Genomic DNA, 14,059 nt, shown 5'->3' with positions numbered 1-14,059 from the left:
GAACCGCCAGCCAACTTGCCGCCCAGAAAAGCCTCCGCCAAGCTCAACTGGCCCATCTGCTTCACTGCCATCGCGATTCCCTCCGACCTTCGTCTAAGAGAATCACAATCAGCGAATTACGCAACAGGCCCACAAGGGGAGAAGGGGGAGCCTCGCAACGCAGGCCGAACTCAGACGGCCGGCTGTCAACCAAAGTCACGTAATCACGCTCGGCTTGGCGCGGCCGGTATGGCTGCGAATCCCGGCGATATCGTCGGCCGCCGCAATCAGGTCGGCAAGCGCCTCCTGGGTGTCGAGATCGTGGCGGCTGTTGTCCGGCTCGTAGCGCTCGACATAAAGCCGCAGTGTCGCGCCCGAGGTGCCGGTGCCGGACAGGCGGAAGACGACGCGCGAGCCACCTTCGAACAACACCCTGATGCCCTGGTTCTTGCTGACCGAGCCGTCGACCGGATCGTGATAGGCGAAATCATCGGCGCTGGCGATCGTCATGCCGCGCACGCTGGTGCCAGGCAGCGAGCCGAGCTTGGCGCGCAGTTCGTCGACGAGCGCATTGGCACGGTCGGTCTCGACCTCCTCGTAATCGTGCCGCGAATAGTAGTTACGGCCGTAGGCTGCCCAATGCTGGGTGACGATCTGCTTGGCGCTTTCGCCGCGCACGGCAAGGATGTTGAGCCACAAAAGCACCGCCCACAGGCCGTCCTTTTCGCGTACATGGTTGGAGCCGGTCCCCGCACTCTCCTCGCCGCAGATCGTCGCCATGCCGGCGTCGAGCAGATTGCCGAAAAACTTCCAGCCGGTCGGCGTTTCATAGATGCCGATGCCGAGCTTTTCGGCGACGCGGTCGGCAGCACCGCTGGTCGGCATCGAACGGGCTATGCCTTTCAGCCCGGCCTTGTAGCCCGGCGCCAGATGGGCGTTGGCAGCCAGCATGGCCAGCGAATCCGACGGGGTGATGAAAATGCCCTTGCCGATGATCAGGTTGCGGTCGCCATCGCCATCAGAGGCAGCGCCAAAGTCGGGCGCATTCGGGCCCATCATCTCGTCGTAGAGGTGTTTTGCATGCACCAGATTGGGATCGGGATGGTGGCCGCCGAAATCCGGCAGCGGAATGAAATTGCGGGCGGTGCCGTTCGGCGCGCCGAGCCGGTTTTCGAGGATCTCCTTGGCGTAGGGGCCTGTCACCGCATGCATGGCGTCGAAGCGCATGCGGAAGCCCGATTTGAACAGCGCCCGCAAGGCCTTGAAATCGAACAGGCTTTCCATCAGATCGGCATAGTCGGCAACCGGATCGATGATTTCGACGGTCATGTCAGCCGCCTTGACCGTGCCGATCGTGTCGATGTCGACCGGCCCGATATCGGCGATCTTGAAGCTTGAAATCGCCTTGGTTTTTTCGAAGATTGCGTCGGTCAGCTTTTCCGGCGCCGGGCCGCCGTTGCCGGCATTGTACTTGATCCCGAAATCCTCATGTGGGCCACCCGGATTGTGGCTGGCCGACAGGATGATGCCGCCGAAGGTCTTGTATTTGCGGATTACATGCGAAGCGGCCGGCGTCGACAAGATGCCGCCCTGCCCGACCATCACCTTACCGAAGCCGTTTGCCGCGGCCATGGCGATGGCCTTCTGGATGACCTCGCGGTTATAAAAGCGGCCGTCGCCGCCGATCACCAGGGTTTTGCCATCGAATCCATCCAGCGCGTCGAAGATCGACTGGATGAAGTTCTCGGCATAGTGCTCCTGCTGGAACACCGGGACTTTCTTGCGCAGCCCGGAGGTGCCGGGTTTCTGGTCGGGATAGGGTTTGGTGGCGACGGTGCGGATCATCAGTCAGGCAGCCCTTTTCGAAAGCAGCAAGCGATAGAGTTGAACATATTTTTCGGCGCTTTTGTCCCACGAAACGTCGGCCTTCATGCCTTGCCGCTGCATCGACGTCCACACCGCGGGATTGGCATGCGCCTCGACAAGGCGGCGGACGGCGTGCAGCAAGGCGCCGGCATTGGCGGGCGCGAATTGGAAGCCGGTCGCCACGCCGGCAGAGATGGCGGCTTCGTTGGCATCGATGACCGTGTCGGCAAGGCCGCCGGTGCGCGCGACGACCGGCACGCACCCATAGCGCAGGCCGTAAAGTTGCGTCAGCCCGCAAGGTTCGAAGCGCGACGGGATGATGATGGCGTCGCAGCCGCCCTGCATGGTGTGGGAGAGCCCCTCGTCATAGCCGACGACGACGCCGATGCGGCCACGATGGCGGGCTGCGGCGGCAAGCAACGTGCCTTCCAGCCCAGCGTCGCCAGACCCAAGGATTGCCAGCCGTGCCCCTGCCGCGACGATGCCGTCGACGGCCGCAGCCAATATGTCCATGCCCTTTTGCCAGGTCAGCCGGCTGACGACGCAGACGATCGGGCTGTCATCGCGATCGAGGCTGAACCGGTCCTCGACCGCGGCCTTGTTGGGCATTCGCGCCTTAAGCGTCTTTGCCGTGTAGTTGGAGACCAGATGCTTGTCGGTTTCCGGGTTCCATATCTCGGTATCGATGCCGTTGACGATGCCATGGAGATCGACGGAGCGCATGTTGATCAGGCCGTCGAGGCCCATGCCGAATTCGGGCAAACGGATTTCCTGCGCATAGGTCGGGCTGACCGTGGTGATCGCCCAGGCGGCCTGCAGGCCGGCCTTGAGGAAGCCGACGCCGCCGTAATATTCGACGCCGTCGAGCGCCATCGCCGCCGCCGGCAGGCCAAGCTCGCCAAAGATGCTGGCGCCGAACTGGCCCTGGAAGGCGAGGTTGTGCACGGTGATCATCGACGGCGTGCCGACCGCCTTGCCGTAGCGCATGTAGGCGAGCGTCATTGCCGACTGCCAGTCATGGGCATGGACGATATCGGGCAGGTAGCCCGAGATGGAGCCCCCAGCGATGTCGCCGCCTACCTGGCTCAAGGCAGCGAACCGCCGCCAATTGTCCGGCCAGTCGGCGCCGGTCGCGTTGCCGTATGGACCGCCGGGGCGGTCGAAAAGATGCGGCGCGTCGAGCACGAACAGGTCGAGGCCGGCGATCTGGACGGCGTGCACCGACGCCTTGCCGCCCTGCAGCAACGGATATTGCTGAACCGCCTTCTTTTTCTTGAAGGCGCCCATCACCTGCGGGTAGCCGGGGACGAGCGTGCGCATGGTGACGCCCTTGCCGGCCAATGCCATGGGCAAGGCGCCGGTTACGTCGGCGAGCCCTCCGGTCTTGACCAGCGGAAAGATCTCGGGCGCCACCGACAGAACCTGCATGCACTACGATCCCAGCCTGTTGATCATGTCCTGCGTGACCAGGCAGATGCCTTTTTCCGAAACGCGGAAACGCTTGGCGTCGAGGACGGGATCCTCGCCGACCACCAGCCCCTCCGGAATCCTGACGCCGTGATCGATGACTACGCGCTTCAGCCTGGCGTTGCGGCCGACATGGACGTCGGGCAGCATGACGACCTCCTCCAGTGTCGAATAGGAATTGATGCGCGCGCCGGTGAAGATCAGGCTTCGCTTCAGCGAAGCGCCCGAAACGATGCAATCGCCCGACACGAGAGACGACACGGCCGACCCGCGGCGGCCATCCTCGTCATGCACGAACTTTGCCGGCGGCTTCAACTCGGCGTAAGTCCAGATCGGCCAGTCGCGGTCGTAGAGGTCGAGTTCCGGCGTGATGTCGGTCAGGTCGATATTGGCCTCCCAATAGGCGTCGACCGTGCCGACGTCGCGCCAATAGGCCTCGTTCTCGGCGGTCGAGCGCACGCAGGATTTGGCGAAGCGATGGGCGATCGCCTTTCCGTGCTCGACGATGTAGGGGATGATGTCCTTGCCGAAGTCGCGGCTCGAGCCGGGCTCTGCCGCATCGCGACGCAACTGCTCCATCAGGAACTTGGTCTTGAACACATAGATGCCCATCGAGGCCAGCGCAAAATCCGGTTTGTCGGGAATGCCCGGCGGATCGGCTGGCTTTTCGATGAAGGAGATGATGGTGTCCTTGGGGTCGACATGCATGACGCCGAAGCCGGTGGCTTCCATGCGCGGCACTTCGAGGCAGCCGACGGTGACGTCGGCGCCGGCGTCGACATGCTGGCGCAGCATCATTTCGTAGTCCATCTTGTAGACATGGTCGCCGGCCAGGATGACCATGTATTCCGGCCCATAGGCCTCGATGATATCGATGTTCTGGTAAACGGCGTCGGCGGTGCCCTCGTACCATTGCGTTTCCGACACACGCTGGCTGGCCGGCAGGATGTCGAAACTCTCGTTGCGCTCGGGCCGCAGGAAGTTCCACCCGCGCTGCAGGTGGCGGATCAGCGAATGCGCCTTGTACTGGGTGGCGACGCCGAGGCGGCGGATACCGGAATTGAGCGCATTGGAGAGCGCGAAATCGATGATGCGGGTCTTGCCGCCGAAATAGACCGCCGGCTTGGCACGGCGGTCGGTCAGTTCCTTGAGCCGGCTGCCACGGCCGCCGGCCAGCACGTAAGCCATGGCGTCGCGTGCCAGCGGCTGGGCTCGTTTTATTTCAGCCATTCCTATCCTCCCAGGTTAGATGCTCCAGACATAGCTCAGTCCGGGACGAATTCGAGCATGATCGTCGACAATGGCGGCAAAAGCATCGTCGCCGAGATGCCTCCTCCCGCTTCCGCTCGAGCCTCGACCGCGCCGCTGTTGCCCTTGCCGGAACCGCCATAGTCCGTGGCGTCGGTGTTGATGATCTCGCGCCATTTTCCGGCCTGCGGCAACGGCACGCGGTAATTGTCGCGCGGCACCGGCGTGAAGTTGGAAATGACGGCGACCGGGTTGCCGCCCGGCGCGCTGCGCAGCCAGGCAAAGACCGAGTTCGCGCTGTCGTCGACGATCAGCCAGGAAAAGCCCTCCGGCTCGCAGTCGCGGGCATGCAGCGCCGGGCGCGAGCGGTAGAGATAGTTGAGGTCGCGCACCGTCTGCCAGACGCCACGGTGGAGCCGGAAATCGAGCAGGTTCCAGTCGAGCGCGCGCGCCTCGCTCCACTCGCGGCGCTGCGCGAACTCCTGGCCCATGAACAACAGCTTCTTGCCGGGATAACCCCACATGAAGGCGTAATAGGCGCGCAGCGTCGCGAATTTCTGCCAGTCGTCGCCGGCCATCTTGTTGAGCAGCGTGCCCTTGCCGTGCACCACCTCGTCATGGGACAGCGGCAGCACGAAATTCTCGCTGAAGGCGTAGACCAGGCCGAAGGTGATGTCGTTGTGGTGATGCTTGCGGAAGATCGGCTCCTTGGAAAAATACTCCAGAGTGTCGTGCATGAAGCCCATGTTCCACTTGAAGCCGAAGCCCAGCCCGCCTTCATGCACCGGCTGCGAGACTTTCGGCCACGAGGTCGATTCCTCGGCGATGGTCATCACGCCCGGATGGTGGCCGTAGACCTCCTTGTTCATACGCTGCAGGAAGCTGACCGCCTCGAGGTTTTCGCGCCCGCCCTTCTCGTTGGGGATCCATTCGCCGGCCTTGCGCGAATAATCGAGATAAAGCATCGAGGCGACCGCATCGACGCGCAGTCCGTCGACGTGATATTTCTCGGCCCAGAACAGCGCATTGTTGACCAGAAACGAAATCACTTCGCGGCGCCCAAAATTATAGATCGCTGTGTTCCAGTCGGGATGGAAGCCCTTGCGCGGATCGGCATGTTCGTAGAGCGCGGTACCGTCGAACTTTGCCAGACCGTGTTCGTCAACAGGGAAATGCGCCGGCACCCAGTCGAGGATGACGCCGATGCCTGCACGGTGGGCGCCGTCGACGAAGCGGGCAAAACCGTCCGGATCGCCAAAGCGGGCGCTCGGCGCATAAAGACCCGTCGTCTGGTAGCCCCAGGACGGGTCATAAGGGTGTTCGGAGATCGGCATGAATTCGATGTGGGTAAAACCGGTCTCGACCACGTACGGGATCAGCCTGTCGGCGAGCTCATCCCAAGACAGGAAGCTGCCGTCGTCGTGAAGCCGCCATGACCCGGCATGGACCTCGTAGATCGATACGGCTTCGCGCCTGTGGTCGGCATTGCGCCAGTAGTTCCGGTGCGCCTCGTCACCCCATTCATGCGCCGGCGGTAAAGCCGTCACCGAGGCGGTGGCCGGGCGCAGTTCGGACTTGAAGGCGAACGGATCGGCTTTGAGCGGCAATCTCACGCCATCCGGCCCGATGATTTCATACTTATAAGGGCGGCCAGCGCCGATGTCGGGAATGAACAGCTCCCAGATGCCGGTGTCGCGGCGGACGCGCATGGTATGCCTGCGGCCGTCCCACTCGTTGAAGTCGCCGACCACCGAGACGCGCCTTGCATTGGGCGCCCACACCGCAAAATGTACGCCCGATGCACCTTCATGGTCTATGAGATGGGCGCCGAGCTTGTCGAACAGCCTGAGATGCGATCCTTCGGCGATGTAATAATCGTCTAGCGGACCGAGCACGGGGCCGAAGGAATATGGATCGGTCAGCCACCAGTCACCGCCGGCGTTCCTGGCGTGGTAGCGCAGCGGCTGGCGTTTGCGCAGCGACAGTTTGCCTTCAAAGAAGCCGCGATCGTCACGCCTCGACAGCTCGCCGGCCTTCTTGCCGGTCAGCGTGTAGGCAGTGACGGACTCGGCATGAGGAACAAAGCAACGGGCGACAAATCCCTTCCCTGCCTCATGCACGCCGAGCACGGCAAACGGGTCGCCGTGCGTGCCCGCGACAATCGCCGCGACATCGCTGGTTTGCGCCAGTCCGTCCGGCCCGCTTGTCGCAACGGTCTCGCGCGGCTTGCTCATCAGGCAGTGATCCTCCCCGGGCACCAAGTGTATGTTTCTAGTGGAGTTTTGAATTCGACATTCGCATGCCGCCTGACCCTCCAAAGGATGCGAGGGTCAAATCCACTCCACCAGGGCCACATTGTCCGTGGTCTCATGCAATCATATCAGGCGGGCACGTGCCATATGTCTTTCGCATATTGGCGGATCGTGCGGTCGGACGAGAACCAGCCGACGCGGGCCACATTGCGGATGGCTCTGGCGTACCAGTCCGGGCTGTTGCGCCAGACGGCATCGACGTCGCGCTGGGTTGCGGCGTAGGCATCGAAATCCGCGGCGACCATGAACCAGTCGCTCTGGTAAAGACCGTTGATCAGGTCGCGATAACGGTCCGGGTCGTCAGGTGAGAAGACGCCCGATGAAATCGCCGACAGGGCCTGCGCCAATTCGGGCGAGCCCTCGATCACGGCGCGCGGATCGTAACCATTGTTGCGCCGCTCGGCGACTTCCTCTGTGGTCAGGCCGAAGATGAAGAGGTTGTCGTCGCCGACGCATTCCTTGATCTCGACATTGGCGCCGTCGAGCGTGCCAATGGTCAGCGCGCCGTTCAGCGCGAACTTCATGTTGCCGGTGCCGGAGGCTTCCATGCCGGCGGTCGATATCTGCTCCGAAAGATCGGCGGCCGGCATCATGATCTCGGCCAGGCTGACATTGTAGTTCGGCACGAACACCACTTTCAGCAAGCCGCGCACCGCGGGGTCGCGGTTGATGACACGGGCGACGTCGTTGGCAAGTTTGATGATCAGCTTGGCATTGTGATAGCTGGGCGCCGCCTTGCCGCCGAAGAATTTGACGCGGGGCATCCAGTCGCGCTCTGGATGTGAGCGGATCTGGTCGTAAAGCGCGACCGCTTCGAGAATGTTCAAGAGCTGGCGCTTGTATTCGTGGATGCGCTTGACCTGGATGTCGAACAGCGCCGAGGGGTCCACCTTGATGCCGAGCCGGTCGGCAACAAGATTGGCAAGCCTCGTCTTGTTCGCCCGTTTGACGGCGGCGAACTTGTCTCGGAACGCGGCGTCCCCGGCGAAAGGATCAAGCCGCTTTATCTCGTCGATGTCGTCGAGGAAGCCGTCGCCAATCGCCTCTCGGGTGAGTGTCGTGAGGCCGGGATTGCACTGGATCAGCCAGCGCCGCGGCGTGATCCCGTTGGTCTTGTTGTTGATGCGGTCCGGGTAGAGCCTGTGGAGATCGGCAAACACCGTCTCCTTCATCAATTCCGTGTGCAAGGCCGAGACGCCGTTGATCGAGTGCGAGCCGACAAAGGCCAGATTGCCCATGCGCACGCGGCGATCGCCATTTTCCTGGATCAGCGAAATGCGGCTGATCTGCTCGTCCGAGAACTGGTCGGAGGCGCGCGCCTCGAGCAGCACTTCGGCGTTGATCGCATAGACGATCTGCATGTGGCGCGGCAACAGCCGCTCGAACAGCGGCACCGGCCAGCTTTCCAGCGCTTCGGGAAGCAGCGTGTGGTTGGTGTAGCCGAAGGTGCGCTTGGTGATGCTCCAGGCCTGGTCGAAATCCATGCCGTGGACATCCATCAACAGGCGCATCAGCTCAGCTACGGCGATCGCCGGATGGGTGTCGTTGAGATGGATCGCCGCCTTGTCGGGCAGCGATTGCAAGTCGCCATACTGGCTGAGATGACGCTGGACGATGTCCTGCAGCGAGGCGGTGGAGAAGAAATACTCCTGCCTCAGTCGCAGCTCCTGGCCGGCCTTGTGGGAATCGGCCGGGTAAAGGACGCGCGACAATGCATCGGCCTTGTTGCTTTCGGCGAGCGCGCCGATGTGATCGCCGGCGTTGAACTTGTCGAGCAGGATCGGGTCGACCGGCATGCCGGACCACAGACGCAGCGTATTGACGCGATTGGCCCGCCAGCCGACCACTGGCGTATCGTAAGCAACGGCCAGAACATGTTCGGTCGGCTTCCAGACGTGGCGCTCGAGCCTGCCGTCCTTCGAGGTGATCGATTCCACCGAGCCGCCGAAGCCGACCTCGAAAGAGCGCTCGCGGCGTTCGAACTCCCAGGGATTGCCGTGATCGAGCCATGTCTCGGGCAGTTCCACCTGCCAGCCGTCATGAATCTCCTGCCGAAACATGCCGTTGGCATAGCGAATGCCGTAGCCATGCGCGGGGATATCGACGGTAGCCATGCTTTCCATGAAACAGGCGGCGAGCCGGCCAAGACCGCCATTGCCAAGGGCAGCGTCCGGTTCGAGCGCTGCAATGATGTCGAGGTCGACGCCAAGCGACGACAGCGCCTCGCGCATATTGTCCATCAGGCCGAGATTGGAGAAGGCATCGCGCATCAGGCGGCCGATGAGGAATTCCAGCGACAGGTAATAGACGCGCTTTTCCTGCTGGGCGTAGGCCTCTTGGGTCGCCTGCATCCAGTGATCGACGATGCGGTCGCGCACAACCTTGATCGAGGCGGTGAGCCAGTCGTACTGGGTTGCAACGTTGGTGCCCTTGCCGACCCTGTATTTGAGGGCCTGCAAGACTTCGTCGGCGAGCGTCTTGGGATCCGGGTTTTCGAGTGTGGGCGGAGGAGCTTCGGTTGTCATCGCGCGCGTCATGCTGCCTCTCGTGACGTTGCCAGGATCATGCGGCTTTCACCATCTCTACCAATGCTAGTGTATCCCACCGGATGTTCAATCGATTCAGTCGACCGAAAGCCGGGTTGCCCTGCGGCAATTTGGCATTTGGAAACAGCGCGTTCGGGTTCCTCGGCGATGGGCCTCAAGCTCTTGCTCAAGCTGCCAGCGCCGCTTCCGGCGGCACCTTGGCGCCGGTCATGAAGGCGACGGCGTCGGACATCGTATGCTGCTTGGGATCGATGACACACAGGCGACGGCCAAGCCGGTGAATGTGGATGCGGTCCGCCACCTCGAAGACATGCGGCATGTTGTGTGAAATCAGCACGATCGGCAGGCCTCGCTTCTTCACGTCGAGGATCAGTTCGAGGACGCGGCGGCTCTCCTTGACGCCAAGTGCGGCCGTCGGCTCATCCATGATCACCACCCGGCTGCCAAAGGCGGCGGCGCGCGCCACCGCCACACCCTGACGCTGGCCGCCGGAAAGCGTTTCCACGGCCTGGCTGATGTTCTGGATGGTCATCAGGCCAAGCTCCGTGAGCTTGTCGCGGGCGCGCTTTTCCATCGCCGGGCGATCGAGCATGCGCAGCCATTCGCCGAGGAACCCCGGCTTGCGGATCTCCCGGCCGAGGAACATGTTGTCGGCGATGGACAGCGCCGGCGACAGAGCCAGGTTCTGGTAGACGGTCTCGATGCCGGCCTCGCGGGCCTCCATCGGCGACTTGAAGGCAACGGGCTTGCCTTCAAGCCGGATCTCACCTTCATCGGGCACGACCGCGCCGGAAATCGCCTTGATGAGCGACGATTTGCCGGCGCCATTGTCGCCGATGACGGCAAGGATTTCGCCCGGATAGAGATCGAAATCGGCATTGTCGAGTGCGGTGACGCGACCGTAGCGCTTGACCAGGCTGCGCGCGGTGAGGATGGGTTCCTGGGTCATGGCTATGCCGAAACCTTTCTGATCCATTGATCGATCGCCACGGCGCCGATGATCAGCACGCCGGTGAGCAGCACCTTCCACTGCGGATCGGCGCCCAGCATGTTGAGGCCCATCGAGACGACGCCGACGATCATGGCGCCGAACAGCGTGCCGAGGATCGAGCCGCGGCCGCCGAACAGCGAAATACCGCCGATCACCGTCGCGGTGATGGCCTGAAGATTGTAGTCGGTCACGGCGGCGGAAGGCGAGATCGAGCCATTGCGGCCGATGGAGACCCAGGCTGCGAAGGCGGCAATCAGCCCGGCAAGGGCATAGACAGTCATCAGCACCTTCTTCGTCTGGATGCCCGACAGTTTCGCGGCCTCCTGATCGTCGCCAACCGCGTAGACATGGCGGCCCCACGCGGTGTGGTTGAGCACGTACCAGAGGACCAATACGAGAACGACCATGGCAATGACGCCAAGCGTCAGCACGGCCGTGCCGACCTTGAAGCTCAAGGCAAACAGGTGCAGCAGAGGCGCCTGAACGTCGACGTCGGTGTCGCGGATCGTCTCATTGGCCGAATAGATGAAGTTGGTGGCCATGACGATGTTCCAGGTGCCTAGCGTCACGATGAAGGGCGGCAGCTTCATGTAGGCGACCAGCACCCCGTTGAGCAGGCCGCATGCGCCACCAGCGATAAGCCCGATTGCCACCGCGAGCACGGCCGGCATACCGTAGCTGACCGCGCAATTGCCCATGATCACAGCCGAAATCACCATGATCACGCCAATCGACAGGTCGATGCCGGCGGTCAGGATCACCAGCGTCTGCGCGGCGCCCAGAATGCCGACAATGGCGATCTGCTGAAGGATCAGCGTCAGCGTATAGGATGAAAAAAAACGCCCGCCGATGGTGATGCCAAAGATAATTATCGCGAGAACCAGCACGATCAGCGGCACCGCTGCCGGCGTGGAATGCAGGAAATGCTGGGCGCGCTTGACGGCCGATTTATGCTCGTCGAACGCGGCGACGCTTGTGTCGCTGCTCGATAGAACTTTTTCGAATTCTTGTGCTTGAGACATGTTTCCTCCCCTGGGCTTCAGCCAAGAGCCAACGCCGTCCACGCCTTCCGGTCTGCCGCCGGGACTCTTTGCGTTTAGACCGGCACATCGTCCACCCTGAGCGGCCGGGGATCAAGCCCCGGCCGATCGCGATCTGTTGCCGGTCAGGCCAGCCTCAGCCCCAGCACTTGGCGAGGCCTTCCTTGGTGTCGATGGACTTCACACCGTTGGCGGGCTTGTCGGTGACAAGGTTGACGCCGGTGTCGAAGAAGTTCTTGCCTTCGGTCGGCTTCGGCTTCGTCCCGTCCTTGGCGAAAGTGGCGATCGCCTCGATGCCGAGCGCCGCCATTTGCAGCGGATATTGCTGCGAGGTAGCGCCGATCACGCCTTCGGTGACCGACTTCACCCCGGGGCAACCACCGTCGACCGAGACGATCAGCACCTGGCTTTCGAGACCGACGGCCTTGAGCGCCTGGTAGGCGCCGACAGCTGCCGGCTCGTTGATGGTGTGGATGACGTTGATGGTGTTGTCCTTCTGCAGAAGGTTCTCCATCGCCTTGCGGCCGCCCTCTTCATTGCCGTTCGTCACGTCATGGCCAACGATGCGCGGGTCGTCCTCGTCGCCAATCTTGTTGGGGTCCTTCACGTCGATGCCGAAGCCCATCATGAAGCCCTGGTCGCGCAGCACGTCGACCGTCGGCTGCGACGGCGTCAGGTCGAGGAAGCCGATCTTGGCATCCTTGGCCTTATCGCCGAGCGTCGCAGCGGCCCATGCGCCGATCAGCTTGCCGGCTTCCAGATTGTCCGTCGCGAAGGTCGCGTCAGCCGCATCGATCGGATCAAGCGGCGTGTCGAGCGCGATCACCAACAGCCCGGCGTCCCGCGCTTTCTTCACCGTCGGCACGATGCCCTTGGTATCGGACGCGGTGATGAGGATACCCTTGGCGCCGTCGGCGATACAGCTCTCGATTGCAGCCACCTGGCTCTCGCTGTCGCCGTCGATCTTGCCGGCGTAAGTCTTGAGATCAACGCCAAGCTCCTTGGCCTTGGCCGTCGCACCTTCCTTCATCTTGACGAAGAAGGGATTGGTGTCGGTCTTGGTGATCAAGCAGGCGCCGACCCCGGCGGCCGATGCCGTCGACGCAAAGGCCATCAGGCTCAGTCCGGCCGCGGCGAACACGGTGGATTTCAACAGTTTTGACGTGGTCACGATTTTCCTCCCATGGAACCATTTAGGATGCCGGCCAACCGACATCTGCAGCGCGTCCGACGAAATCTCCCAGCATCGGCGCCGATCCCAAGAGACACCAGTCCGCCAGCACTGTCAATAATTAAATCACTCTTATTTATTATTGACAACGCAGGATTGTTCACCCACTCTAGACCAAAAGCATTGAGGGGAAACGACGGAGGAACAGGGTGGAGACCGGCGTTACGAGGCACGGTTCGCCCAATGCGGCCGAAAGCCGTCTGCACCGCGGCACCAATCAAAGCGGCATGCGGGACCACAATGAGCGGCTGGTGCTGTCGCTGGTGCGCCAGCATGGCAGCCTGGCCAAATCCGACATTGCACGCATGACCGGCCTTTCGGCGCAGACGGTCTCAGTGATCATGCGCGAGCTGGAGGAGGACGACCTGCTCGTCCGCCAGGCGCCGTTGCGCGGCAAGATCGGCCAGCCCTCGATACCCATGGCGCTCAATCCCGATGGTGCCTATTTCATCGGCCTGAAGATCGGCCGCCGCAGCGCCGAATTGGTGCTGATCGATTTCCTCGGCAACGTACGCTCGATGCTGCAGCATTCCTACCGCTACCCTGCCCCGCGCGAGACGGTGGAATTCGTCACAGGCGGCATGAACAAGATGCGCGGCGAGCTCACCCCGGCGCAGGACAAGCGCATTGCCGGGCTTGGCATCGCCATGCCGTTCGAATTGTGGAACTGGGCCGATACCGCCGGCGCACCGCGCGAAATCATGGACGAATGGCGCCATCGCGACATCCGCGCCGACATCCAGGCGCAATGCGAATTTCCAGTCTATCTGCAGAACGACGCCACCTCGGCCTGCGGTGCCGAGCTCGTGTTCGGCCACGCGGCGGGTGCGGCACGCGATTTCGTCTATTTCTACATCGGCGCCTTTGCCGGCGGCGGCATCGTGCTGAACGGCCGGTTGTTTGGCGGCCCAACCGGCAATGCCGGCGCGCTGGGCTCGATGCCGGTGCCCGGGCCGGACGGCAAGCCGACGCAGTTGATCGACGTGGCGTCGATCGCCATGCTGGAAAAGGCGCTCAACGCGCGTGGCATCGAGGCCTCGCATCTGTGGACATCACCGGGGGACTGGGGCGAGATCGGCGCCGAGCTCGACGACTGGATCGCCAGCGCCTCGCAGGCGCTGGCCTATGCCATCGTTTCGGCGTCCTCCGTCATTGATTTCGAAGCCGCAGTGATCGACGGGTGGATGCCGATTGCCGTGCGCAGGCGGCTTGTCGATGCCGTCATCCAGGCCATCGGCCGGATCGACGGCGAGGGCCTGAGGCTGCCGGCCATTCGCGAGGGAACCGTCGGCATCCATGCGCGGGCGCTGGGTGGCGCCAGCCTGCCGCTGTCGGAGCGCTTCCTTATCGGCTCGACCACGATTTCCCGGAGCTTCTGA

9 protein-coding genes are annotated in these 14,059 nt (G+C 62.7%); 1 reads left to right on the top strand and 8 read right to left on the bottom strand.

What is annotated here, in order from left to right; genetic code table 11:
• Positions 1 to 195 precede the first annotated feature (195 nt).
• From NKH98_RS28985 to NKH98_RS28950, 8 genes are all read right to left on the bottom strand, one after another.
• Positions 196 to 1,824, bottom strand: a complete 1,629-nt coding sequence (locus NKH98_RS28985; protein WP_352903633.1) for an alpha-D-glucose phosphate-specific phosphoglucomutase — start codon at positions 1,822 to 1,824, stop codon at positions 196 to 198.
• Between the two features lie 3 nt (positions 1,825 to 1,827).
• On the bottom strand, positions 1,828 to 3,273 hold the full coding sequence (gene glgA / locus NKH98_RS28980) for a glycogen synthase GlgA (protein WP_352903631.1): 1,446 nt from the start codon (positions 3,271 to 3,273) through the stop codon (positions 1,828 to 1,830).
• A gap of 3 nt (positions 3,274 to 3,276) precedes the next feature.
• Positions 3,277 to 4,542: a glucose-1-phosphate adenylyltransferase gene (gene glgC / locus NKH98_RS28975; RefSeq protein WP_352903629.1), complete on the bottom strand. Its 1,266-nt coding sequence runs from the start codon at positions 4,540 to 4,542 to the stop codon at positions 3,277 to 3,279.
• A gap of 35 nt (positions 4,543 to 4,577) precedes the next feature.
• Positions 4,578 to 6,794: a 1,4-alpha-glucan branching protein GlgB gene (gene glgB / locus NKH98_RS28970; RefSeq protein ID WP_352903627.1), complete on the bottom strand. Its 2,217-nt coding sequence runs from the start codon at positions 6,792 to 6,794 to the stop codon at positions 4,578 to 4,580.
• 146 nt (positions 6,795 to 6,940) lie between these two features.
• The gene (locus tag NKH98_RS28965) at positions 6,941 to 9,409 is read right to left on the bottom strand and encodes a glycogen/starch/alpha-glucan phosphorylase (protein WP_352903625.1); all 2,469 of its coding nucleotides are present in this window, start codon (positions 9,407 to 9,409) and stop codon (positions 6,941 to 6,943) included.
• Positions 9,410 to 9,584: 175 nt separating this feature from the next.
• On the bottom strand, positions 9,585 to 10,367 hold the full coding sequence (locus tag NKH98_RS28960) for an ATP-binding cassette domain-containing protein (RefSeq protein WP_254819893.1): 783 nt from the start codon (positions 10,365 to 10,367) through the stop codon (positions 9,585 to 9,587).
• A gap of 2 nt (positions 10,368 to 10,369) precedes the next feature.
• Positions 10,370 to 11,431, bottom strand: coding sequence for an ABC transporter permease (locus tag NKH98_RS28955; RefSeq protein WP_352903623.1), 1,062 nt, complete (start codon positions 11,429 to 11,431; stop codon positions 10,370 to 10,372).
• 154 nt (positions 11,432 to 11,585) lie between these two features.
• On the bottom strand, positions 11,586 to 12,563 hold the full coding sequence (locus NKH98_RS28950; RefSeq protein WP_502894341.1) for a sugar ABC transporter substrate-binding protein: 978 nt from the start codon (positions 12,561 to 12,563) through the stop codon (positions 11,586 to 11,588).
• 266 nt (positions 12,564 to 12,829) lie between these two features.
• Between NKH98_RS28950 and NKH98_RS28945 the strand changes: the two genes are divergently transcribed.
• Positions 12,830 to 14,059 carry an ROK family transcriptional regulator gene (locus tag NKH98_RS28945; RefSeq protein ID WP_352479481.1) on the top strand — a complete coding sequence of 410 codons (1,230 nt, stop codon included), beginning with the start codon at positions 12,830 to 12,832 and terminating at the stop codon, positions 14,057 to 14,059.

It is taken from the genome of Mesorhizobium sp. M0833 (assembly GCF_040319905.1).
In the GTDB taxonomy this organism is placed as follows: Bacteria; Pseudomonadota; Alphaproteobacteria; order Rhizobiales; family Rhizobiaceae; genus Mesorhizobium.
The sequence above is the reverse complement of the archived record's forward strand: the minus strand, read 5'-3'. Positions and strand labels throughout refer to the sequence as shown.